The organism is Xanthobacter sp. BG11Y11_SDJG (genome assembly GCF_057364445.1).
The window spans coordinates 1-24,073 of sequence record NZ_JBNFNU010000021.1; the positions used below are offsets into that span (position 1 = coordinate 1).

The 24,073-nt window shown below is 65.7% G+C and carries 19 protein-coding genes, 1 tRNA gene and 3 pseudogenes; 20 read left to right on the top strand and 3 right to left on the bottom strand.

Going from position 1 to position 24,073, the window contains the following annotated elements; genetic code table 11:
* The first annotated feature begins 135 nt into the window (after nucleotides 1-135).
* Nucleotides 136-411: an RNA-binding S4 domain-containing protein gene (locus tag AC2W7M_RS04040; RefSeq protein ID WP_486130247.1), complete on the top strand. Its 276-nt coding sequence runs from the start codon at nucleotides 136-138 to the stop codon at nucleotides 409-411.
* 82 nt (nucleotides 412-493) lie between these two features.
* Nucleotides 494-829, top strand: a complete 336-nt coding sequence (fdxA, locus tag AC2W7M_RS04045) for a ferredoxin FdxA (protein ID WP_348832281.1) — start codon at nucleotides 494-496, stop codon at nucleotides 827-829.
* Nucleotides 830-863: 34 nt separating this feature from the next.
* Here the strand turns inward: fdxA and AC2W7M_RS04050 are convergent, their stop codons facing one another.
* The gene (locus AC2W7M_RS04050) at nucleotides 864-1,289 is read right to left on the bottom strand and encodes a hypothetical protein (RefSeq protein ID WP_486130249.1); all 426 of its coding nucleotides are present in this window, start codon (nucleotides 1,287-1,289) and stop codon (nucleotides 864-866) included.
* Between the two features lie 54 nt (nucleotides 1,290-1,343).
* Between AC2W7M_RS04050 and AC2W7M_RS04055 the strand changes: the two genes are divergently transcribed.
* The 9 genes and pseudogenes from AC2W7M_RS04055 (at nucleotide 1,344) to AC2W7M_RS04095 (ending at nucleotide 10,593) form a co-directional block, all read left to right on the top strand.
* Nucleotides 1,344-2,957 (top strand): peptide chain release factor 3, encoded by a 1,614-nt coding sequence (locus AC2W7M_RS04055; protein ID WP_486130251.1) that lies wholly within the window; start codon nucleotides 1,344-1,346, stop codon nucleotides 2,955-2,957.
* A gap of 58 nt (nucleotides 2,958-3,015) precedes the next feature.
* Nucleotides 3,016-3,873, top strand: a complete 858-nt coding sequence (dapD, locus tag AC2W7M_RS04060; RefSeq protein ID WP_486130253.1) for a 2,3,4,5-tetrahydropyridine-2,6-dicarboxylate N-succinyltransferase — start codon at nucleotides 3,016-3,018, stop codon at nucleotides 3,871-3,873.
* Between the two features lie 314 nt (nucleotides 3,874-4,187).
* Nucleotides 4,188-4,277 (top strand) — tRNA-Ser (locus tag AC2W7M_RS04065).
* A gap of 167 nt (nucleotides 4,278-4,444) precedes the next feature.
* Nucleotides 4,445-5,711 (top strand): annotated as a pseudogene (locus AC2W7M_RS04070) (tyrosine-type recombinase/integrase).
* A gap of 83 nt (nucleotides 5,712-5,794) precedes the next feature.
* A complete protein-coding gene (locus AC2W7M_RS04075; protein WP_486130255.1) occupies nucleotides 5,795-6,661 on the top strand; it encodes a hypothetical protein in 867 nt (288 codons plus the stop codon).
* 84 nt (nucleotides 6,662-6,745) lie between these two features.
* Entirely contained in the window at nucleotides 6,746-6,949 is a 204-nt protein-coding gene (locus AC2W7M_RS04080) for a helix-turn-helix transcriptional regulator (RefSeq protein WP_486130257.1), read from the top strand.
* A 65-nt stretch (nucleotides 6,950-7,014) separates the two neighbouring features.
* The gene (locus AC2W7M_RS04085; protein WP_486130259.1) at nucleotides 7,015-8,001 is read left to right on the top strand and encodes a helix-turn-helix domain-containing protein; all 987 of its coding nucleotides are present in this window, start codon (nucleotides 7,015-7,017) and stop codon (nucleotides 7,999-8,001) included.
* On the top strand, nucleotides 8,001-8,741 hold the full coding sequence (locus tag AC2W7M_RS04090) for a hypothetical protein (protein WP_486130261.1): 741 nt from the start codon (nucleotides 8,001-8,003) through the stop codon (nucleotides 8,739-8,741). Before AC2W7M_RS04085 ends, AC2W7M_RS04090 begins: the two co-directional genes overlap by 1 nt.
* Nucleotides 8,742-9,441: 700 nt before the next feature.
* Nucleotides 9,442-10,593: a protein NO VEIN domain-containing protein gene (locus AC2W7M_RS04095; protein ID WP_486130263.1), complete on the top strand. Its 1,152-nt coding sequence runs from the start codon at nucleotides 9,442-9,444 to the stop codon at nucleotides 10,591-10,593.
* Between the two features lie 7 nt (nucleotides 10,594-10,600).
* Here the strand turns inward: AC2W7M_RS04095 and AC2W7M_RS04100 are convergent, their stop codons facing one another.
* Both AC2W7M_RS04100 and AC2W7M_RS04105 read right to left on the bottom strand, forming a co-directional pair.
* A complete protein-coding gene (locus tag AC2W7M_RS04100) occupies nucleotides 10,601-12,097 on the bottom strand; it encodes a DNA cytosine methyltransferase (protein ID WP_486130264.1) in 1,497 nt (498 codons plus the stop codon).
* On the bottom strand, nucleotides 12,027-12,515 hold the full coding sequence (locus AC2W7M_RS04105; protein ID WP_486130265.1) for a very short patch repair endonuclease: 489 nt from the start codon (nucleotides 12,513-12,515) through the stop codon (nucleotides 12,027-12,029). Before AC2W7M_RS04105 ends, AC2W7M_RS04100 begins: the two co-directional genes overlap by 71 nt.
* A gap of 547 nt (nucleotides 12,516-13,062) precedes the next feature.
* On the opposite strand from AC2W7M_RS04105, the gene hsdR reads away from it, so the two are divergent.
* From hsdR to AC2W7M_RS04150, 9 genes and pseudogenes are all read left to right on the top strand, one after another.
* On the top strand, nucleotides 13,063-16,464 hold the full coding sequence (hsdR, locus tag AC2W7M_RS04110; protein ID WP_486130277.1) for a type I restriction-modification system endonuclease: 3,402 nt from the start codon (nucleotides 13,063-13,065) through the stop codon (nucleotides 16,462-16,464).
* Nucleotides 16,465-16,542: 78 nt separating this feature from the next.
* Nucleotides 16,543-18,076 (top strand): annotated as a pseudogene (locus tag AC2W7M_RS04115) (class I SAM-dependent DNA methyltransferase).
* Nucleotides 18,073-19,071 (top strand): annotated as a pseudogene (locus AC2W7M_RS04120) (restriction endonuclease subunit S); the annotation flags it as partial. The pseudogenes AC2W7M_RS04115 and AC2W7M_RS04120, both read left to right, overlap by 4 nt.
* A 137-nt stretch (nucleotides 19,072-19,208) precedes the next feature.
* The gene (locus AC2W7M_RS04125) at nucleotides 19,209-19,367 is read left to right on the top strand and encodes a hypothetical protein (RefSeq protein ID WP_486130279.1); all 159 of its coding nucleotides are present in this window, start codon (nucleotides 19,209-19,211) and stop codon (nucleotides 19,365-19,367) included.
* Entirely contained in the window at nucleotides 19,364-19,528 is a 165-nt protein-coding gene (locus AC2W7M_RS04130; RefSeq protein ID WP_486130267.1) for a hypothetical protein, read from the top strand. The genes AC2W7M_RS04125 and AC2W7M_RS04130 overlap by 4 nt, the downstream gene beginning before the upstream one ends.
* Before the next feature lie 306 nt (nucleotides 19,529-19,834).
* On the top strand, nucleotides 19,835-19,936 hold the full coding sequence (locus AC2W7M_RS04135) for a potassium-transporting ATPase subunit F (RefSeq protein WP_486130269.1): 102 nt from the start codon (nucleotides 19,835-19,837) through the stop codon (nucleotides 19,934-19,936).
* Between the two features lie 10 nt (nucleotides 19,937-19,946).
* A complete protein-coding gene (gene kdpA, locus AC2W7M_RS04140; RefSeq protein WP_486130271.1) occupies nucleotides 19,947-21,638 on the top strand; it encodes a potassium-transporting ATPase subunit KdpA in 1,692 nt (563 codons plus the stop codon).
* 8 nt (nucleotides 21,639-21,646) lie between these two features.
* Entirely contained in the window at nucleotides 21,647-23,689 is a 2,043-nt protein-coding gene (gene kdpB / locus AC2W7M_RS04145) for a potassium-transporting ATPase subunit KdpB (protein WP_486130273.1), read from the top strand.
* 14 nt (nucleotides 23,690-23,703) lie between these two features.
* Nucleotides 23,704-24,073: potassium-transporting ATPase subunit C (locus AC2W7M_RS04150; RefSeq protein WP_486130275.1), on the top strand; the 370-nt coding region annotated here is incomplete at its 3' end.

Below are 24,073 nucleotides of genomic sequence, written 5' to 3' on the forward strand. Positions count from 1 at the left end.
GCGGCCGCGCGCGCCGAGCACCGGCCGGTCCACCAGGACCGCCGGCGCGACAAGCCGCTGGACCCCGACAGCCCGTTCGCGGCCCTGGCGGCGCTGAAGGCCCGCATGGAATCGGAGAAGAAGGGCAGCTGAGGCGTGACCACCCCCGAGCCGCGCCAGCGCATCGACCTCTGGCTCTGGCACGCGCGGGTGGTGCGCACCCGCGCCGCAGCCGCCGATCTGGTGCGCGCCGGCCATGTGCGGGTGGACGGCCGCAAGGTGGATGCCGCCGGCCACGGCGTGCGGGTGGGCCAGGTGCTCACCGTGGCCCTGGAACATTCGGTGCGCGTCCTGCGAATCGTTCGCTTTGCCGAGCGGCGTGGGGATGCTACTTCTGCTTCTGAGCTTTTAGAAGAAATCACAGACGAATGAAGTTGTTATTCGTGCGCGGCGCCGTATCGCCTTGCCTGCGCCATGCGGGTGCGGTAGGCCGTCCCGCGAAAGGGAACCCCCAATGACCTACGTCGTCACCGAGAACTGCATCCGCTGCAAGTACATGGACTGCGTTTCCGTGTGCCCGGTGGACTGTTTCTACGAGGGCGAGAACATGCTCGTCATCCACCCCGACGAGTGCATCGACTGCGGGGTGTGCGAATCCGAATGCCCGGCCGAGGCCATCAGCCCGGATTCCACGCCCGGCCTCGAGAAATGGCTCGCCCTCAACGCGGAATACGCCAAGGTGTGGCCCAACATCACGCTCAAGCGCGATGCGCCTTCGGACGCCAAGGAGTGGGATGGCAAGCCGGGCAAGGAGGAGCTGTTCTCCCCCGAGCCCGGACAGGGCGACTGAGGCCAGACGCCGCGCACGGACCGGGGCCGATCGCTCAGGGCGCGGCCGCCAGCAGTTCGTACTGCGAAAGGACCACCTTGCCGTCGCCGTCCAGATAGGCGCGGCCGAACTTCGACGCCTGCAGGTCCGGCACGTTCTGGTAGATCGTGCCGCCGATCGGCGGAAGGGCGTTCGGCTTTGCGCACGGCACATCGATGGTCACCTTCTCGCCCACCTTGTAGGCGGTGCCCCGCTCGACGGTCCGCACCGTGCCTTCCACGGCGCAATTGCCGAACTCGCGCTTCGGCGCGGTGACCTTTTCCACCGCGATCACGAGCACGCTTGCGGCATTGTTGCGCGCCGATTCATAGACATAAGGCGGCATCAGCGCGCGCGCGGCGTCGGCTCCGAGCGCCGTCGCCAGCACCGTGCCCAGAAGCATTCCAACACACGTGAGCCGAGCCTTACCGGTGCGCGCCATGGCAGTTTCCTTTCGCCCGTTCCGTGCTGAACGGTTTTTCTCTATATAGCCGCCATGCTCGAGACCACCCAGCCCAAGCCGGCGGCCGCCGCCGACCTGCCCGATTTCGCCCGCCGGCGCACCTTCGCCATCATCTCCCATCCGGATGCCGGCAAGACGACGCTGACGGAAAAGCTGCTGCTGGCCTCCGGCGCCATCCGCATGGCCGGCCACGTGAAGGCGCGCGGCGAGCGCCGCCGCACCCGGTCCGACTGGATGGAGATCGAGCAGCAGCGCGGCATTTCCGTCACCTCCTCGGTGATGACGTTCGAGCGCGACGGCATCGTCTTCAACCTGCTCGACACGCCCGGCCACTCGGACTTCTCGGAAGACACCTACCGCACCCTCTCCGCCGTCGATGCGGCGGTGATGGTGATCGACGCCGCCAAGGGCATCGAGAGCCAGACCCGCAAATTGTTCGAGGTCTGCCGGCTCCGCGACATCCCCATCTTCACCTTCGTCAACAAGGTGGACCGGGAAAGCCTCGACCCCATCGCGCTGATGGACGAGGTGTCCTCCACCCTCGCGCTGGACCTCACCCCGCTCACCTGGCCCATCGGCATGGGCGTGGATTTCCGCGGCCTCATCGACATCGCCAACAAGCGCGCTTTGCTCGCCACCGAGCGCGGCGGCCCGCTGGTGCGCGAGGTGCCGTTCGAGACGCCAGAAGACCTCATCGGCCTCGACGGAGTGGAGGAGCGCATCCTCAACGAGGCGGTGGAGAGCCTGACGCTGGCGCTGGGCGTGCTGCCGCCGTTCGATCTCGCCGCCTTCCGCGAGGGGCATCTCTCGCCGGTCTTCTTCGGCTCCGCGCTGAAGGAGGCAGGCGTCGCCGAACTCCTGTTCGGCTTGGGCTCGGTCGGCCCGAGCCCGTTGCCGCGTTCCGCCGCCGGCGACCGCACGGTGGAGCCGGCGGAGGATCTCGTCTCCGGCTTCGTCTTCAAGGTGCAGGCCAACATGGACCCGAACCACCGGGACCGCGTGGCCTTCGTGCGCCTGTGCTCCGGCCGCTTCAAGCGCGGCATGAAGCTTTTCAACCCGCGCGAGAAGCGCAACATGGCCATCGCCAACCCCATCTTCTTCTTCGCCCAGGAGCGCGAGACGGTGGACGAGGCGGTGGCCGGCGACATCATCGGCATTCCCAACCACGGCATGCTGCGGGTCGGCGACACCCTCTCCGAGGGCGAGAGCATCAAGTTCGAGGGCCTGCCGGACTTCGCCCCGGAAATCCTGCGCCGCGTGCTGCTCTCCGACCCCATGAAGGCCAAGCAGCTGCAGAAGGCGCTGCAGGACATGGCGGAGGAGGGCGTCGTGCAGGTGCTCAAACCCGTCAACGATCCTGCCCCCATCGTCGGCGTGGTCGGCACCCTCCAGCTCGACGTGCTCGCCGCGCGGCTGGAGAAGGAATACGGCGTGCCGATCCGCTACGAGACCACCTCCTTCGTCACCGCGCGCTGGATCGTGGGCGAGCGGGCCGAGGTGGAGCGTTTCCTGGAACTCAACCGCTCCTCCACCGCGCGCGACCGCGACGAGGCGCCGGTCTATCTCGCCCGCAGCCAGTGGGTGCTGGACCGTGCCATCGAGGAATATCCCAAGCTGAAGTTCGTGGCCGTCAAGGAACGTGCCTGATCCCTGTTCCCGCACTGATATCCGGGCGCGTGCCGACGCTGCCCCACCGGAGGATGACATGACCGACGCCGCCCGCCTGTCCGCGCTTGCCGCGACCATCGACGACGCCTTCGAGAAGCGCGCCGAGATCGGCTTTTCGACCACCGGCGCCGTCCGCGACGCGGTGAACGAGGCGCTCACCCTGCTGGACAGCGGCGCCGCCCGCGTGGCCGAGCAGGGCGCCAACGGCCAGTGGACCGTGAACCAGTGGCTGAAGAAGGCGGTGCTGCTCTCCTTCCGCCTCAACGACATGGAAGCCATTCCCGGCGGCCCGGGCGGTGCCCACTGGTGGGACAAGGTGCCCTCCAAGTTTCTGAACTGGGGCGAGGCCGAGTTCCGCGCCGCGGGCTTCCGCGCCGTGCCGGGCGCCGTGGTGCGCCGCTCCGCCTTCATCGCGCCCAACGTGGTGCTGATGCCCTCCTTCGTGAACCTCGGCGCCCATGTGGGCGAGGGCACCATGGTGGACACCTGGGCGACGGTGGGCTCCTGCGCGCAGATCGGCAAGAACGTGCATCTCTCCGGCGGCGTCGGCATCGGCGGCGTGCTGGAGCCGCTGCAGGCCGGCCCGGTCATCATCGAGGACGACTGCTTCATCGGCGCCCGCTCCGAGGTGGTTGAGGGCGTGGTGGTGCGCCGCGGCTCCGTGCTCTCCATGGGCGTGTTCATCTCCGCCTCCACCAAGATCATCGACCGTCAGACAGGCGAAGTGTTCATCGGCGAGGTGCCGGCCTATTCGGTGGTGGTACCCGGCGCGCTCCCCGGCAAGCCGCTCCCCGACGGCACCCCCGGCCCCTCGCTTTACTGCGCGGTGATCGTGAAGCGGGTGGACGAACAGACCCGCTCCAAGACCTCCATCAACGATTTGCTGCGCGACTGACCGGGCGCGGCGCCCGCACCGGGACGGACGCCGCGGCGCCCGATCCGGCAGGGCGGCGCCCGCTGCCGCGTTGGGCGCGAAACCGGCTTGCGCGCGGCGATCACCTTGTATATTCCGCCGCCTCGCCTGGGTGCGGCGCACGTTCCGGTGCCGCACGGTTTTCCCTGAACAGGTCCAGTGTCCTGAACAGGTCTACCGCCGGGCAGGCCTCCGCGGATCGCGGGGATGGGAGAGGGGACCGAGTGGTTGAAGGCGCACAGACCGCCTTCGGCGGTCGTCTTTTCTAAGAGTACGCGTGCGCCCCGCGCACGTGGGGAGAGGTGGCCGAGTGGTTGAAGGCGCACGCCTGGAACGCGTGTATACGGGAAACCGTATCGAGGGTTCGAATCCCTCTCTCTCCGCCAATCTCCTGTTTCACGCCATCCCGCTCGTTCTCACAAGACGCTGTATTAACGGCTTTTTGCCCGTTTTGTAGCCTGCTCGTTTCAGTAGGTTTCCCATAATCCCACATCCTTGTTAGGGTGAGAGTTGGGGGCAAATTGAGCTCCTGGACTTGACCCTAACCGACGCCATGCGAATAAACCGCCTCAACTCCAGGTCTGTCGCCGCCATCACAAAGCCGGGCCGCCATGCCGATGGAGGCAACCTCTATTTGGTCGTGGGCCCGTCTGGCACTAAGGCGTGGGCCTTTCTCTTCCGATGGAAGGAGGACCCCTCAAAGCCGGGGGCAGGCCGCCTCCGCGAGCTGGGCCTTGGGCCGCTGCAATCCGTCTCTCTCGCCGGCTCGTGAGCTCGCCGCGGCGGCGCGGGAGCAGGTAGCTGCTGGGGTCGACCCGATCGCGGCGCGCAGGAAGGTCCGGGAGAAAGGGGCCGCCCCATCCTTCGGTGAAATCGCGGAGGCGCACATCGCCACCATGGCGCCGGCCTGGAGGAACCCCAAGCACCTCGAACAATGGCGAACCACGCTGAGCGTCCAGAGGGCAGCTGATGGCGCCTACGTTGATTCGGGACACTGTGTGGGGCTTCGTGACAAGCCTGTGGCGGACATCACAACCGAGGACGTCCTATCCACCCTTACCCCTATTTGGGCCACCAAGAACGAAACCGCCTCACGCCTGCGAGGCCGCATCGAAGCTGTCCTGGACGCGGCCAAAGCCAAGGGTCTGCGCTCGGGCGAGAACCCGGCCCGGTGGAAGGGCCATCTCGCGCTCACCCTTCCCAAACGTCAGAAACTCCAACGAGGGCATCATGAGGCTCTGCCCTACGAGGAGGTGCCGGCCTTTCTAAAGCGACTACGACTTGTGCGCGGCATGTCGGCCCTCGCGCTGGAGTTCCTGATCCTGACGGCCGCGCGATCTGGTGAGGTCCGCGGCGCCCGCTGGTCGGAGATCGACTTGAAGGCTCGGATTTGGACCGTGCCGGCCGGCCGCATGAAGGCCGGCCGGCCCCACCGCGTTCCGCTTTGCGACCGCTCCCTGGAGGTTCTGCAGGTCATGGCCCAGCTCCCCCACGGGCCAGATGATCTGGTTTTCCCAGGACAGAAGCGGGGGCAGCCACTTTCCGACATGAGCCTGACGGCGCTCCTGCGGCGCCTCAAGCTGGATGCGACGGTCCACGGCTTCCGGTCGAGCTTCCGCGATTGGGCTGGTGATGCCACCGCCTTTCCTCGTGAAGTTGCAGAAGCCGCACTCGCCCACGCAGTGGGCGACGCTACCGAGACAGCCTACCGCCGCTCCGATGCGCTGGAGAAGCGCCGCAAGCTCATGGAGGCCTGGGGAGATTACCTCCAAGCCCCGAAGCAAGACGAGATGGCAGCCCTACAAGAGAGGGCGGAATGAGGCGTCGCTCCGCGCCTTCCGTATCGCCGCTTGTTCGACTTGCGCGGCAAATCGCCGAGGCCGCGGACAAGGCGACTACTGGGGTGGGCATCGAGCGCGCTTTTGACCGGCAGAAATTTGCAGAGCTGTGCCGGGACATTGGTCACGAACTCCCAACTGAAGAGGAGATCGCGACGCTGGCTGCCGAACCGCAGCCTGAAACCCAAGCTCCTTTAGTCGATCGCACCAAATCTTCATGGGGTCGTACCCGGTATTTCGCACGGTATTTGGATGTCGTCGCACTCTTGCAGGAAGTGGCGCCGCATGCACCGACCGCCTTGGTCGACAAGCTAGGTGCCGAGATATGGAATGCAGCGGTCGTCCTGGAATGCCTTCGCGAAGACCGGGCTGCACCACTTTGGCAGGTGCGCAAGGGCGAAGATGGGCGGTGGTCCATTCGCCTTGCGCCAAAGCGCGCGCAGCAAACACTTCCAAAGGAAATTCAAAGCCTCGTTCTCAAGGCGCGCAAAAGCGCACAGGTTTGGCACAGAGCATGGTGGGAAATGAGCCCCGCCTTACGGGCTCTCGTAACCGAAGAGCTTGGTGGAATCGATGCTCTGGCCCGTCTGACCCGCGAGCGCCCGGTTACGGTTTGCATAGGGCTACCGCCCGCGCCGCCATCAGGCGTGATTGGGGAGGCCCTCAGCGCAATTGACAAAGCGCGGTCGCTGGAGAGGCAAATTGGCGGGCGTCCGCGCGATATCCAGCGCGATGAAGCCGCTGTATTGATCGTCTGCGCATGGGCGCGCCTGACAGGCCAGAAGCCGACCGAAAAGAATGCGGACCTCCGCGAATTCATCGCAAGACTGTCCTCGCTCTTCAATGCGTCGAGCGACAGGGATTTCCTGGGCCTCCTGAATTCCAAATCTACATCGAGCCGCATCCTGGCGCTGGTCCGAAAAATTGCCTGACATGCAAATAACGGGGTTTTTGGGGACTATTTTTCCCATGAAATCCCGGAAGCTCTCCTTTGTGTTCAACAATTGGAGCTTCTGATGACCCTGCCCACCAACAATCGATTGATGTCCGCGCGTGACGTCCAGGCCTTCCTCGGGCTCAGCCGGAGCACGCTCTACCGCATGCTGGGAAGCGGACGGCTGCGGGGGAAGAAATTTGGCAAACGCCTTATGTTCGAAGTCTCCGAGATCGAGAACTTCGTTGCCTCGGCCCCGCCTGCGCGCATCACCACCACGAGCTGAATTGAATAGGCCGCCCCTCTAGAGGGCGGCCTTTTGCGTTGTCTCGACAATTTAGGGATTGAGAGATGTCTCGTATCACCACTCACGAAGCACAAACAAATAAACCCTCGCTTACCCTTTTGGACAAGTGGATGGCTTGCAAGATGGTTATGGCCGATCGTGAGTTGTCGGCCTCCGCTAAGAACCTCATGTTTGCTCTTCTTGACCATTACAATCTTAAGACTACTCGATGCGACCCTTCCATGGGTCGGTTGGCCAACTTCATCGGACTCTCTCGGCGTCGCGCTGTGGCTGTGCTCCGAGAGCTGGAGGTTGCTGGATGGGTGCGCACCTCGCCTGTGTGTGGGGGGCGCAATTCCTTCGCGATCGCCTTCGAGAAAGCATTTGCGACCGATGTCGAACTCGGCACCCCCGATAACGGTGACACCACGGGGCGGTATGCCGAAAACGGCGCAGGTGGGTATGACGAACGTATCACGGGAGGGTATGACGCATCCGTCATCCAAACAAGAGAAGAAGAAAAAGAGAAGAATATCCGGAAGGAGAGTCTCTCCCCTTCCCCTCTCGGTGACGAGTCGGACGCAATCGGAGCCTTCCACCCTCCGGCCCCGAAGCACATCCGGCCCTCTCAGATTGACATTGAGAGTGCGGATGCCGATTTCGGTGCCTTCTGGACGCAGTATCCGAAAAAGGATGACCCGAAGGCAGCGCGACGCGCCTACCAGCGCGCGCGAAGGGAGGGGGCGTCGGCTGCTGACATCCTCGCGGGTTGCGTTAGGTATGCCGCGGAGCGCGCCGCCGTCGTCAGTGAGCGGCCGGAGCAGGCGCGCTTCACTAAGTCGGCGGCTCGCTGGCTCGACGCGGGTGCGTGGCTGAATGAGCCGGCGGCGGCGCCCCCCGCTTGTTCGATGGCGCCGCCGAACGATCGATGGACCCACAGGGGCGAGGTGATTGCGGATGTCGTCGTGCGCATGGCGCTCGAAGCGCGGGACGAGTGTGAGGCCGAGCGGGCGCGGTTGGGCGGCTATGACTTGCCGACGGGAGCGTTCTGATGGCGGATCTTGTCAATCTTTCGGATGGTAGCGAACTCAGCCGGGAGCGCTGTGAAGCGCGAGTGCCGGTGTCCGCTCTCCGCCCTTTCCTGCGAGCCGGAAACTGGGCCGCGAGGTTTGGGCCGATCACCGATGACCGCATGGTCATGGATTTCACCTACGACTTCGACGACCCGGGGGCGGCCAAGTTGCGCGAACTTCACGCCTATCAAGCTCGGGAAATCTATCGGCGTGCGCCGCCGTCGAGCGTAATCGATGAGGCACGGGGGGTACTGTCGGCCGAGTTGAAGCAGCCGGCTAGTCCCGAGGAGGTGCTTCTCATCGTGGCTGCTTTCATTTCGGGGCGTGTGAATATCGACAGGGTGCGCTCGGCTGATTTCGTCGAGGCGATTGCTGGCTCCTTGATCAACGCGATCGCTGTCCGTCCGGTGTGCGCTGCCTCCCTGGCGGCGGCGGCGCAGGAGTTGCTCGAAGAGTCGCGCTTTTTGCCGGAAGTCAGCGATTTTCTGCGCATCGCCCGAGAGCGAGAGGGAGAGATGCGGAGGGTGCTTGGCCACCTCGATCGTCTCGAAGAGGTGGCCCGAATGGCCCGTTACCTGCTTGAGGACCTCGAAGAATTGGAAGTCGCACCTTGTCCCCATGGGCTGGACGACAGCCTCGATTACCTGCTTCCGAACGCCCAGGTCGGCCCGACCGACTATTCGAGTGACCTTCCTGAGAGCACCGACGAGCGTGTGTGATGCACTGGTGGCGACGGCTCACGGAGCCCATCCGTATAGAGGTCTGCTACAGCGTTTTGGCGGATAAGCCGGGCGGCATCTGTTGCCCGCATCAGCCGGGCGCAGCGGCAAGGCGCCGCTAGCGTCCAGAGGTCAGCTCTGGCACTTGGTAGGCGGCCTGCTCCCAGTCCGCTTACAGTGTGCACCACTCTTCGACGAGCTGTCCGTAACCTATCTGGCCAGCATCGCGCCATCCAAACGGGAGGAACTGAGCGGGAACTCTGCCACCTGTGCTCGCCCCCCCCGGGGGGGCTCAAGGTACTCCCGGGCTTCCGGCGTCGCGGTGCAGCGGCAGCGCGGATTATGAGCATTTTTGCTAAGAGGAATTCACCGATTTGATTGTGTAGGATGCAACCCCCACCTACGCTACCTTTAGCTGAATCGCCTGAAATCAACTGCGGGATATCCACGATCCACGATCGCCGGTTTTCTCGGGAACCCAGCGCCGGTCTTCGTGCGCTGGAACAAGCAGGGCCGACGTCTGGAAGGCTTTCTGCAGCATACTCACTGGCTCGATTGCGTCCGCACCTTTGGGCTTGCGTATGTGGGACTTTTCAATTTTCACCACGTCGGTTCAGTTTGGGGTGGATGAGCAAGAGGGCAGGTCCGGTTGGGCGCTCCGACTACTTCGCACTCAAGCATCAGGAGCAGGGAGGCTCAGTTGCAATTCGCTTTCAAATTGCTGAAACGCTCGGATCTGACATTTTTTGAGTACCAGTTCAGGCGTCAGAATGCCGGGAACCAGAAGTCGCTCAACCTGAGCAGGCGCGTGTTCATCGACCTCCTGTTTCCCTCGGCCCCCGACATCGCGCAGGCCAACGGCGTAGGTGGCGCCCCCAAGGCCTTCCATCTGCCTCTCACGATCTATGGCCCTGGCGAAAGGGCTGAGCCCCAGCGGCTTTCGCGCAGCGTGCTGCCCAAGACGCGGACCCAGAAGAACTGGCGGCTGAACGGGGAGTTCGTCCCCGATCCGGATTTCGATCCGGACCGGTATCATGGCTTGCTGCCCGAAGACGTGGCTGTGCTGGCTTTCGAGGGCGAGGCCTATCCGACCGCGGTGACGATCGTGCTCCTGAGCCAGTCCGAGGCGGCTGATACGGCGCTCCGGACGGCTGCCATGGCGGAGCTCGATGGGCGCTCGATGGCCGCAGTCGAGCCCGGCACGCTGCTGTCCATCATCGAGCGATCGGCTCCACCCCATCATCCGATCCGCGAACTGCTGGACCTCGAAAGCGACGAGGCGCTGGCCGAGGCCGCCGAGGGATCGGCCGAGGGCGTGCGTCGGCTGCGCGCCTCCGGTTCGCTGCGCCGGATGTCGTCCGAAGCCTTGGAAAGGGCCCGCAGGGCAGCGCAGGACCTCGGGAGAGAGGGCGAGGTGCTTCTCAGCGAATGGCTTGAGGGCGAGGTCCAGGCCGGGAACCTACAATCCGCCACCTGGATTTCCGAGCAGAATGCCGTTTGCCCCTGGGATTTCGAGGTGGAGGAGCCGGACGGCACCTTGGTCCGCATCGAGGCCAAGACCACGAGGGGCCCGTTCGAACGCGAGTTCCACATTTCGCAAGCCGAGCTGGAAGCGGCCTGCGAGCCCGGAGCCCCGAGAACGGACCTCTATCGCATCTCCGACTTGGCGCCCCAGGGCGGCCGCCTGCGCATCATCCGTGGAATCGCCGAGACGGCTCGAAGGGTGTGCGAGAAGGCGGCGGAGCTTGGCGACGGTATCGTGCCGGACGCCTACACGGTTCGCCCGGACCGCTTCGGGCTCTGGGAGGAGCCGCGGACCCTCGTGGCGCCAGATCCGGAAGAGGAGGAGTAGCCCGGGCCTATTCGGCGGCAACCGCCTCGCGCTGGGTGCTGCGCGCAGCCGCCGCCTTCTGGAGCGCCTCCATGATGGTCTCCGCGAGCTGTCTGGCCATCAGCGGGGGAACCGCATTGCCGATCTGGCGATAGGCTGGGTTCATGGTGCCGCTGAAGCGGAATCCGTCAGGGAAGCTCTGGAGGCGGGCGGCTTCACGCACGCTGATGACCCTGGCCTGGGCGCTGTCGTAGTGGATGTGGGAATAGGTGTCCTTGCCGATGTGGGCCATCAGCGTCCGCACCGGAAAATCCGGGCGCAGCTTCCACCAGCGGTTCGGGAAGGTGCCCACCGGATACGGGGGCACCATGGCCCTGTACAGCCGGTCCTTCTCGCTCTGCGCGACCGGCCGGCCCGCCTCGGCCTTGAGTTGCGTGATCCGTTCCTGCCAGAGCCTCACGGCGGTCGCATGCGCAGCCGGGTATTCGCCGCCGCTGGGCATCTCGCGGAAGATCGCCGCGTCCCTCGGAAGATACCGGATCACGTGATCGCGCAGCCCATCGGGCGAGGCCTCGAACCCCGGCCACGTGCGCATGAGGGTGGCGTACTCGCCGAGCTTTGCCTTCTTGGGATATGGGACGACCTCGTCGAGACGCCGCGCCCCCCGCTTGAGGAGGCCCTTCAGATGCGCCGTGATGGGCGGCAGGTCGCCGATCGCCTCCCGGGCCTCGACCGGACCGGGGAGGTCAGGCGATCCATGATCAGCCTCCTCGAAGCTGTCGCCTCCGAAGAGATCGACCAGCCGCAAGGCGACGGAGCGCGTGCCGCCATATCCGGGAGGCAGGACCATGTGGCGGATGGCCTTGGGGAAGCGGACGTCCGACCCGAGCGACTCGTGGAGCGCGATCAGGAAGACGCGATCCCGCATCTGGGGCACGCCATGGAAGGCCGAGTTGATGAGGCTGTAGCGCACCCTGTAGCCCAGAGCCTGCAAGGCTTCCGCCACCTCGCCCATGACATTGTGGCCGCCGTAGTTGAGCACGTCGGGCACGTTTTCCATGAGGATCGCAAGCGGCTTTGCGGCCCGCACGAAGTGAAGGTACCGGAGATAGAGATTGCCGCGCGGGTCCACCTTGTAGGCGGACGGGTGGTCTGCCACCTCACGGAGCTTGGCGCGCCCAACGCGCGCATATGCTTGGCAAGGCGGCCCGCCCACGACGACATCGAAGGCCGACTCGATGGAGCCCAGACCCAGCTCGCCGACAAGCTCATCGGGGTCGAGCTTGGTGATGTCCCTCGCCAGGGCGTGCTTCGCGAACAGGTCCGGCTCAAGGCCAGCGTGGAAGTTGGTCGCGTGGGTCAGTGCTGCAAGGGAATCCAGCTCGACCGCCGCATCGATGCGAAATCCCGCGCCCTGGAAGCCAAGCGAAATGCCCCCGCATCCCGCAAACAGGTCAAGTACCCGCGGCGGCTGGCCTTTCGCGAGACGGGCTACCTTGGCCTTGATCGCCTTCGCTTCGTCCACCGTACTCACCCAATCCCAGAAATTGCGCGATTCGCTCCTCTAGAAGCGTAGCGTCGCTCGTCTCACATTCCCATACCCGCAAGACGGACCATCGACTAGCCTCAAGCTCGGCGAGGTTGCGCGCGTCGCGAGCCACATTGGATGAAAATTTCCGGCTCCAAAATTCCGTGTTGCTGCTCGGCGTGGTGGCCTTGGGACACCCGGGATGCCGGTGCCAGTAGCAGCCCATGACCTCCACGATCTTGCGCCGGCCCTTCATGACGATGTCCGGCCGGCCCGGAAGGTCCTTGACGTGAAGGCGGTAGCCCACCCCGAGGTTGCACAAGGTTTGCCGCACGGCCATCTCGGGGCGCGTATCAGCACCCCTGATAGCGGACATCATTCGGCTGCGGACCTGAGGGGTAACAATGTCAGCCATTCCCTTTCGCTCCGTTCAATCAGGGTGACTGGGTTTGGAAAATCTGTCTGCTTGGCAGAAGCGACATTTGAAGCCTTCTTGCGATATAATTGTTCGTCACGCATCGAGGCGCCAGCTTTTGGGCGACAACAAGATATGGCGGGATTGGCTTCAGACACTTCATGGAGCCATCCACGCTCCTCCGAAACGCGCATCAGTCTGTTGGGGGATTTGTTGGGGCGTTAAATTTACGATCAAAATTTTATCAAAAAATATCAATAGCTTATTGAATAAATACGAATCCCTCTCTCTCCGCCAGCCCTTGATCTCACCCCACCTCAGATCCTATCGAAAGCCTTGCCCGCGCTTCATTTGCGCGCACTGTCGGCTGCCGGCCCCACGATATCGCGCAAAGGCGCAGTCGATCCCGGGAAAGCCGGGTAAGGCCGCCTCCGGAAACCGGCGAGAGGGGTGACAGCGCGGCGATTTCCAACTCCGATGCAGTTTGCGGGGATCTGATCAATTCTCTACTCTCGTCTGCCAGAGACGATTGGGGCGCAGCTTGTCGGTGAATTTCGACCATCTCCGGGAGATCAGCCCAGAGCTGCATCGCCTTGGCATTCTGGCCGAGCGCTTCTTTGCTGAAGACGCCAACACATCCCTGATCAAAAGCCGCCAGTTCGGCGAGTACATGGTCAAGGAGATCGCGGCGCTTTCCGGCGTTTATGATCCGGCCGCGCGCGAAGCCACGAATGATCTTCTGCGGCGACTGGCGGCACAGCAAATCTTGCCGCGAGAGGTCGCGGACATTTTCCATGCTGTTCGCAAGAGCGGCAACGCAGCGAACCACAGCCTGGCAGGTTCACCGGCAGAGGCACTGGCCGCGATCAAATTCTGCCGCGCTCTCGGCATCTGGTATCGCCGCACCTACGGGCGCGATTCGAATTTCAAGCCAGGACCGTTCGTGCCGCCCAAAGCCTCCGCGGCGATCGACCAGGGGACGCTGGCGGAGCTCGCGGCGCTGCGCACTCAGGTCCGGGAAGCGGAAGAAAAGCTCGCGGCCGCCCATGCCTCGGCCGACGAACTCGCCAGGGCCCGGGCCGCAGCCGAAGAACTCGCCCGACAGGCCGCTTCCGACAGTGCCGTGTGGGAACGGACCGCGGTCGAAATGGAGGCCAATCAGGCCGCGCTCTCCCGCAAGCTGGCCGAGTTGCAGAGGGCTGCCGAGGCTCAGCCCGAGCAGTTGCAGATGCAGCTCAAGCAAGCCGGCCAGCAGGCCGCACGCCGCCTGGAACTCGACGAGCGGCAGACCCGCCGCCTGATCGACGTCCAGCTCGGTGATGCCGGCTGGGAGGCCGATAGCGACGGCTTGACCTACCAGAAGGGCGCACGGCCGGAAGAAAGCCGCAACCTGGCGATCGCCGAGTGGCCCTGCGAAGGGGGGCGCGTGGATTACGCGCTCTTCGTCGGCCTCGCCTGCGTCGGCGTCATCGAGGCGAAGCGCGAGAGTGTCGATGTGCCGTCCACGCTCCAGCAGGCCGAACGCTACGCCCGCACCCTTCTGCTGGCCCCGGAGCAGGCGTGGCCGCACGGCCCGTGGAAACATGGCCTGGATGATCCGTTCCGCGTGCCCTTCGTCTTCGCCACCAACGGCCGGCCCCATGTGCGCCAGTGGCTGACCAAATCCGGCATCTGGTATCGCGATGTGCGGCGGCAGACGAACCACGCCATCGCCATGACGAATTGGTTCTCGCCGAAGGACCTGCTGGAAAAGCTCGCGACCGATGTCGACGCCGCCGCGCAAGGCCTCGCCGAGGAAGGCTTCGGCAAGGGCAGGATGCGCCCCTACCAGGAAGACGCCATCGCGGCGATCGAGAATGCCATCCTCGCCGGGCAGCGGGACATTCTCGTGTCCATGGCGACCGGCACCGGAAAGACGCGCACGGCGATTGCGCTGATGTATCGCCTGCTCAAGCACAAGCGCTGCCGCCGCATCCTCTTCCTCGTCGACCGCAAGGCGCTCGGCAAGCAGACCAGCGACGCTTTGGAGACCACCGAGATCGAGGGCATGCTGAACTTCGCCCAGATCTACAAGGTTGCGGGGCTGGAGCAGAAGCTGCCCGAGGACGAGGACCAGGTGCAGGTCGCGACCGTCCAGTCGCTCATCGCCCGCATCCTGAACGAGCCGGACCCGGCCAAGCGGCCCACGCCCGGCACCTTCGACTGCATCGTCGTGGACGAGGCGCATCGCGGCTACACGCTGGACGCAGAGCTGCGCGAAAGCGACATCGGCTTCCGCAACATCGACGATTATCAGTCCGCCTACCGCCAGGTGCTCGATTATTTCGATGCGGTGAAGGTGGCGCTGACGGCGACGCCCGCGCTGCACACGCGCGAGATCTTCGGCCATCCGGTCTTCCACTATGGCTATCGCCAGGCCGTCGTCGAAGGCTATCTCAACGACCACCTGCCGCCGAAGCGCATCACCACGGCGCTCTCGGAAGCCGGCATCCACTTCGACGGCGGCGAGGAAGTCGAGATCATCGATCGCCGGACGGGCCAGATCGATCTCTTCGAGCTGCCGGACGATGTCTCGCTGGATTACGACCTCGCCGATTTCAACAGGCGGGTCTATTCGGAAGCCTTCAACCGCATCGTCTGCCGGGCCATAGCCACCGAGATCCCGCCGTCGAAGCCGGGCAAGACGCTGATCTTCGCCGCCCGCGACTCCCATGCCAACGATATCGTGCACCTCCTGGAGAAGGAACTGCGGGAGGAGTACGGCACGGAGGCCGTGCCCCACGGCATGGTCGTGAAGATCACCGGTACGGTCGAAAAGGCCGACGACCTGATCCTGAAGTTCAAGAACGACCCCTATCCGAAATATGTCGTCACCGTGGACCTGCTCACCACCGGGGTCGACATCCCCTCCATCTGCAACCTCGTCTTCGTCCGCCGGGTGAAGAGCCGCATCCTCTATGACCAGATGATCGGCCGCGCCACGCGCCTCTGCCCGGAGATCGGCAAGGAGCATTTCCGCATCTTCGATGCCGTCGACCTCTATGCCGAGCTGCAGGACATGACGGATATGCGTCCCGTCGTCGTGAGGCCGGACATCTCGCTCGGCCAGCTTGTCGCCGACCTCCGGACGGCGGAAACGGCGGAGGACAAGAGCTGGGTCGCCGGCCAGGTGATCGTGCGCATGCGGGCGATGGTGAAGCGCATGGACGCCGAGACCCGCGAAAGCTTCGAGCGCCACACGGGCGAGAGCCCCGACATGGCCCTGCAGCGGCTCGCCACCCGCTCCGGCGCCGAGCTTCAGGCGTGGTTCGGCGCCCATCCGCGCGCCGTGGAGCTCCTGGAGCGGCGCCCGCCCGGCACGGGCAGGAACGACGGCGTTGTCATCTCCCCCCACGAGGACGAGCTGCTCCGCATCGAGGAGATCTTCGGCAAGGGCACGACGCCGGAGGACTACATCACCGGCTTCGAGCGCTTCGTGCGCGAGAACATGAACCTTGTGCCCGCGCTGATCGCCGTCACCCAGCGCCCGCGCGATCTCACCCGCAGGGAGCTGTCCGAGCTGGCGGGCCTTCTGGACGAGCGGAACTATTCCGAAGCCATGCTGCGCGCCGCCTATGGCCGCGCCCGCAACGCGGACATCGCCGCCCACATCATCGGCTTCGTCCGCCAGGCGGCGCTCGGCGATCCGCTGATCCCCTATGCCACCCGCGTCGAGGACGCCATCCGCAAGATCGAGGCCTCGCGCCCCTGGACGCCGAAGCAGACGGAGTGGCTGCGCCGCATCGGCCGGGCGCTCAAGGACAAGCCGGTGGCCGACCCGACCCTGCTGGACCAGGGCGCGTTCGCCGACAAGGGCGGCTTCCGGCGCATCGCGCAGGATTTCGACGGCGCGCTGGACGAGGTTCTCCATGCCTTCAACGAGGCCATCTGGGCGCCGCCCGCCGCCTGACGGGCGGACGCACTTGGACCAGGACCCCGCGCCCGCTACAAGCGCGGTCACGTTTCCCGATCCGCAGAGACCCATGCCATGAACGCCAACGTCGTCGTCCAGAAACTCTGGCGCCTCTGCACGATCCTGCGCAAGGATGGCATCACCTACCAGCAATATGTCACCGAGCTGACCTATCTCCTGTTCCTCAAGATGATGGCGGAGCGCGACCGCGAGACCGGCCGCCTGCCGAAGGGCATGCGCTGGGCGGACCTGGTGGCGGCAAGCGGCCTCCCCAAGTGGGAGCACTATCGCAACGTCCTGGTCACGCTGGGCGCCGCCAGCACCCGCCTCGGCAGGGACGACGCGCTGGTGCGCCCGCCGGGCGAGAGCGCGACGGCGGAGGAGCGCAAGCGCTACGCCGATGCCCGGCCGCTGCCGGACATGGTGCAGAAGATCTTCGACAGCGCCTCCACCATCATCCGCGAGCCGCAGAACCTGACCACCCTGGTCACCGCCATCGACGGGCTGGACTGGTTCTCCGAGGAGCGGGACCAGTTCGGCGATCTCTATGAAGGCCTGCTGCAGAAGAACGCCGAGGAGACCAAGCGCGGCGCCGGGCAATACTTCACGCCCCGGGTGCTGATCGACGTGATGGTGCGCCTCATGCAGCCCAAGCACGGCGAGGTGATCCAGGACCCCGCCGCCGGCACCGGCGGCTTCCTGATCGCCGCCGATCGCTACATGAAGGCACGCACCGACAACTACTTCAAACTTGGCGAAAAGGAACAGGCCTTCCAGAAGCGCGAGGCCTTCCGCGGCATGGAGAATGTGGCGGGCACGCTGCGCCTGCTGCTGATGAACCTCTATCTGCACGATCTGGAGAACGACCACGTCGATCTCGGCGACACGCTCTCCGACAAGGGCAAGGGGCTGGGGCGCGCCAACCTCATCCTCACCAACCCGCCCTTCGGCCCGGCCGCGGCGCGCCGACGCGCGATGACCTCTCCGTCACCGCGACCGTCTCTTCCTACCAGCTGCCCTTCGTGGAGCACTGCATCCGCGCGCTCCAGCCGGGCGGGCGCGCCGCCATCGTCGTGCCGGACAACGTGCTGTTCGAGGACGGGCGCGGCCGGGAGCTGCGCCGGATGATGATGGACTGGTGCGACCTGCACACCATCCTGCGCCTGCCCACCGGCATCTTCTATGCGCAGGGCGTGAAGACCAACGTCATCTTCCTCACGCGCGGCCGGACCGAGACCGGCAGCACCAAGGCGGTGTGGATCTACGATTGCGCGCGCAGATGCCGAAGTTCGGCAAGACCACGCCGCTGACGGCGGCCCATTTCGAGGGCTTCGAGCAGGCCTTCGGCACCGACCCCTACGGCGCCGAGCGCGGGCCGGACGAGGGCGAGGCGGGCCGCTGGCGCAGGTTCACCCGCGCCGAGATCGCCGCGCGCGGCGACAATCTCGACATCTCCTGGCTGCGCGAGGCGGAGGACGAGGCGGAGGACGGCCTCACCGAGCCCGACGACATCGCCGCCGCCATCCTCGGCCACCTGCAGGCCGCCACGCTGGAGATCGAGGCGCTGGCGGCGGAGCTGGGCGACGAACTGCCGGAGGCGGCGGAATGAGCGGGCTGCCGAAGGGGTGGGCGACGACGAGCTTGGGAGCTGTTGGCGCTGTTCATTGTGGGCAAAGCTCCACTGCCTCAAACGTAAACAGCGATGGACGCGGCACCCCCTACGTGACCGGTCCAGAGCAATGGAGGGGTTCAGCAATTGAATTAAACAAGTGGACTACGACACCAAAACGTGTAGTCCCTGAAGGTTGCATATTCATAACCGTCAAGGGAGCCGGTGTTGGTAAGATGTTTCCTGGCATCGCATGCGCCATTGGACGCGATGTGTATGCATATGAACCTTCACGTGAGCTATCATACCACTTTGTTACCAGAGCGCTCGCCTTTACCGTGAATGGCGTCATTCGCGAGGCGCGCGGCGACATTCCCGGACTCTCCAGAGAGCACATTACGGATCATGTGGTTCCCCTCCCGCCCCTGGCCGAGCAAAAGCGCATCGTGGCCAAGCTGGATGCACTGAACGCGAAATCCGCCCGCGCCCGCACCGAGCTTGCCCGCATCGAAACCCTCGTCTCCCGCTACAAGCAGGCCGTGCTCAGCAAGGCATTCCGCGGGGAGTTGACAAACAGCGGTGTTCTCACCGATTGGCCGACCGCAACGCTCGGCGAAATTGCGGAGGTCGGAACAGGAGCCACGCCTAAACGGGGCAACGTGGAATACTACGCACAAGGCACTATTCCCTGGGTTACCAGTGGGGCCGTTAACCAAGGACTCATTCTGCAAGCGGACGAATTCATCACAGAGCGCGCGATACAGGAAACCAACTGCAAGGTATTTCCGGCGGGCACCCTCGTTGTTGCTATGTACGGCGAAGGAAAGACACGAGGTAAGGTTGCCCTGCTTGGGTTGGACGCCGCCACAAATCAAGCCTTGGCGGCTGTTCGGATACGAAGCTCAGAGGTCTCAGCACCCCGATACGTGTACTTATTCCTCCAGTCCGTCTACCTCGCACTAAGGGAGGAGGCTGCGGGCGGAGTTCAGCCTAATCTGAACCTATCGATCGTGAAGGCGATCCAACTGCCTTTGCCCCCCTCGAAGAACAACACGAAATCGTCCGCCGCATCGAATCCGCCTTCGCCAGGATCGACCGACTGGCGGGAGAGGCGAAGCGCGCGCTGGCGCTGGTGGATCGGCTGGACGAGGCGATCCTCGCCAAGGCCTTCCGCGGCGAGCTGGTGCCCCAGGACGAGACCGACGAGCCCGCCGAACGCCTGCTGGCCCGCATCCGCGCCGAGCGGCAGGCGGCGCCGAAGGCGAGGCGCGGACGGAGGGCCAAGGCATGACGGTCCATGAAAGCATACTGACGCCCGGCAACTTCACCCTGCGGGGCAAGTGGCCGCACATCTACATCACGCCCTTCTCCCGCAAGCTTCCGCCCGATGTGTTCGGCGGCACGCGCGTTTCCGCGCCGGCGCCGCGTCTGGCGTCTTACGATCTTGATTGAACACCAACGTATTTATCCAACATAAGATGTAAAAGACGACGCTCGCCCGCTGCGCAGCCGGCTGCGATTTCAATAGACCGGGGAGCCCATCTTGCGGGCCGGGTCGGCGCGCGCGCTTTACGCAGGCTTTATGCCCGGCGGCCCTTTTCCATCTATCGGCTTTACGCGCGGGGGACCTAGCTTCGGCCCAATCTGCACCGGAGGCCGTTATGATCCTCGATTTTGCCTTTCTTGCCGGGGGCCTCGCGCTGTTCGCGCTGGCCTCCTGCGCCGTCCTCGCCGTCGAGCGGCTGTGAGGAGGCGCGCATGACCTTCGACCTCGGCTTCGATCTCGTCCTCGGCCTCGGGACCGCCCTCGCCCTCTTTGCCTATCTGCTCGTGGCGCTGGTGCGCCCCGAGCTGTTCTAGGGGGCGTGCCATGACCAACGATCTCATCCAGTTCGCGCTGTATTTCGGCCTTCTCGGCGCCCTTGCGGTCCCGCTCGGCGCCTACATGGCGGCGGCGTTCGCCGGCGACGTGCGCTTCCTCGCGCCCGTGGAGCGCGCGCTCCTCGGCGCCGCCGGCGCCGCGGCGCAGAAGGAGCAGCGCTGGACCTCCTATGCCTTCGCGCTGCTCGCCTTCAACGCGGCGGGCTTCGCCGTGCTGTTCCTCGTCCTTGTGTTCCAGCATCTTCTGCCGCTGAACCCTCAGGACTTTCCCGGGCTCTCGGGCCACCTCGCCTTCAACACCGCGATCTCGTTCGTGACCAACACGAACTGGCAGTCGTATGGCGGCGAGACCACACTCTCCAACTTCAGCCAGATGGTGGGGCTCACCACCCAGAACTTCGTCTCTGCCGCCTCCGGCATGGCGGTGGCGGCGGCGGTGGCGCGGGGGTTTGCCGCCCGTCAGGCCAAGGCGATCGGCAATTTCTGGGTCGATCTCACCCGCGCCACCCTCTACATCCTCCTGCCCGGCGCCCTCCTCCTCGCTTTGGTGTTCGTCGCCTGCGGCATTCCCCAGACGCTGTCCGGCGCCTTCGAGGCCACCACCCTCGAGGGCGCGCGGCAGACCGTGTCGATCGGCCCGGTGGCAAGCCAGGTGGCCATCAAGCAGCTGGGCACCAACGGCGGCGGCTTCTTCAACGTGAACTCCGCCCACCCGCTGGAGAACCCGACGGCGCTGACCAACCTCCTCTCGACGCTGGCCATCCTCGCCATCCCGGCCGCCTTCTGCTTCACCTATGGCCGCATGGTGGGGGACCGGCGGCAGGGGCGCGCGCTGTTCGCCGCCATGGCCCTCCTGTTCGTCGCGGGATTTGCCGCCATCTATGCCGCCGAGCAGGCCGGAAACCCGCTGCAGGCGGGGCTGGTCGACGCCGCCTCGGGCAACATGGAAGGCAAGGAGGTACGCTTCGGCGTCTTCGGCTCCGCGCTGTGGGCCGCCGCCACCACCGCCGCCTCCAACGGCTCGGTCAACGCCATGCACGACAGCTTCACGCCGCTCGGCGGGCTCATCGCCATGCTGAACATCCAGCTCGGCGAGGTGGTCTTCGGCGGCGTGGGCGTCGGGCTGACGGGCATGCTGCTGTTCGTGATCCTGACCGTGTTCCTGGCCGGCCTCATGGTGGGCCGCACGCCGGAATATCTCGGCAAGAAGATCGAGGCGCGGGAGGTGAAGCTCGCCGCGCTCACGCTCCTCGTCATGCCGCTCGGCGTGCTCGTGCTCGCCGCCCTCGCCATCGCGGCGGGCACGGCGCAGACCTCGGTGCAGGACGCCGGACCGCACGGCCTCTCCGAGCTGCTCTACGCCTATTCCTCCGCCAGCGGCAACAACGGCTCGGCGTTCGCCGGCTTCACCGCCAACACGGTGTGGCACAACACCTTCCTGGGGATTGCCATGCTGCTTGGCCGGTTCGGCTACATCATCCCCATCCTCGCCATCGCCGGCAGCCTCGCGGCCAAGAAGACCGCGCCGCCCACCGCCGGCACCTTCCCCACCCACGGCGCGCTGTTCGTCACGCTGCTGATCGCGACGATCCTGATCGTCGGCGCGCTCACCTTCTTTCCGGTCCTCGCCCTCGGCCCCATCGCCGAGCAGGTTTCCCTCGTCTCCGGACGGACCTTCTGAGGTCTCCCATGAGCAAGCATTCCTCCATCGAACTCGGGCTCTTCGCGCCGGAAATCCTCGGCCCCGCCGTGCGCCAGGCGTTCCGCAAGCTCGACCCGCGCAGCCTCGCCCGCAACCCGGTGATCTTCTCCACCGCCGTGGTGAGCCTCGTCGCCACCCTCCTGGTGGTGCGCGAGGGGCTGGCGGGCGGCCCGTCCTTCCTCATCGGCCTGCAGATCGCTGTCTGGCTCTGGTTCACGGTGCTGTTCGCCAACTTCGCCGAAGCCGTGGCCGAGGGCCGCGGCAAGGCGCGGGCCGACGCGTTCCGCGCCACCAAGTCCTCCGCCAAGGCCAAGGTGCTGACGAACCCCAAGGACCGCTCGGTCTTTCGCGACAAGGACATCGAGCGCGTGGAGCTGGGCGAGCTGATCCTCGTGGAGGCGGGCGACACCCTTCCCACCGACGGCGAGGTGGTGGAGGGCGTCGCCTCCGTCGACGAAAGCGCGATCACCGGCGAGAGCGCGCCGGTGATCCGCGAATCCGGCGGCGACCGCTCGTCCGTCACCGGCGGCACGCGGCTCGTCTCCGACTGGCTGGTGGTGCGCGTGACCGCCAAGCCGGGCGAGACCTTCCTCGACCGCATGATCGCCCTCGTGGAAGGCGCCAAGCGCCAGAAGACGCCCAACGAGATCGCCCTCGACATCCTGCTCGCGGGCCTCACTTTGGTGTTCCTGCTGGTGGTGGCGACGCTGCCCGTGTTCGCGTCGTGGTCCGGCAGCACCATTCCCGTGATCTACCTCGTGGCCTTGTTCGTCACCCTCATTCCCACCACCATCGGCGGCCTGCTCTCGGCCATCGGCATTGCCGGCATGGACCGCCTGGTGAAGGCCAATGTGGTGGCGAAATCCGGCCGCGCGGTCGAGGCGGCGGGCGACATCGACGTGCTGCTGCTCGACAAGACCGGCACCATCACCTTCGGCAACCGCATGGCGGACGCGTTCGAGCCGGCGCCCGGCGTCAGCGACCGGGATCTCGCGCAAGCCGCCTTGCTCGCCTCGCTCGCCGACGACACGCCGGAGGGCAAGTCGATCGTCGATCTGGCGCGGCGCAAGTTCAGCCTCGATCCGGACCTGGACGCGGGCGGCGAATTCATCCCCTTCAGCGCCCATACCCGCATGTCCGGCGTCGATCTGCCCGGCGGAGGCTCGATCCGCAAGGGCGCCTCCGACGCCATGGCGGCGCTCTCGGGCGCCCCGCTCAGCCCCGCGGTGGACCAGATCGTCAAGCGCATCGGCTCGTCCGGCGGCACGCCCCTGGTGGTGGCGAAGGACAAGCGGGTGCTCGGCGTCATCCACCTGAAGGACGTGGTCAAGCCGGCGATCCGCGCGCGCTTCGCCGAACTGCGCCGCATGGGCATCCGCACGGTGATGATCACCGGCGACAACCCGCTCACCGCGGCCGCCATCGCCGCCGAGGCGGGGGTGGACGACTTCCTCGCGGAGGCGACGCCGGAGCGGAAGCTCGAGCTGATCCGGAACGAGCAGGCGCAAGGCCGTCTCGTGGCCATGTGCGGCGACGGCTCCAACGACGCGCCGGCGCTGGCCCAGGCGGACGTCGGGGTGGCCATGAACACCGGCACGCCGGCCGCCAAGGAGGCCGGCAACCTGATCGACCTCGACAGCGATCCGACCAAGCTCATCGAGATCGTGCTGGTGGGCAAGCAGCTGCTCATCTCGCGCGGCGCGCTCACCACCTTCTCGGTGGCCAACGACGTGGCGAAATACTTCGCCATCCTCCCCGCTTTGTTCGTGGCGGCCTATCCGGGCCTCGGCGTGCTCGACGTGATGGGGCTGGGAAGCCCGCAATCGGCGATCCTGTCCGCGGTCATCTTCAACGCCCTCGTCATCGTGGCGCTCATTCCCCTGGCGCTGAAGGGCGTCGCCTACAAGCCCGCCCCCGCGGCGACGCTCCTCGGGCGCAACCTGCTGGTCTACGGGATCGGCGGGCTCATCGTTCCCTTCATCGGCATCAAGGCCATCGACCTCCTGGTCGATCTGCTTCATCTGGCCTGACAGGACGCACGCTCATGAACAGCTATCTTCGCCCCGCTCTGGTGCTCCTCGCGCTGTTCAGCGCGCTCACCGGCGTCGCCTATCCGCTGGCCGTGACCGGCATCGCGCAGGTGGCCGTTCCCGGCACGGCCAACGGCTCAAAGGTAATGGTGGACGGGCGGGTGGTGGGCTCGGCCCTCGTGGGCCAGTCCTTCACCGCCGACCGCTATTTCCACGGGCGGCCTTCGGCCACCACCGGGCCCGATCCGCAAGACCCGGCCAAAAGCGTGGACAGCCCGTACAACGCGTCGAGCTCGACGGGATCGAACCTTGGGCCGAGTTCGGCCGCGCTCGCCGAGGCGGTCAAGGCGCGGGCCGCGGCGCTGGGCGGCGGGCCGGTGCCGG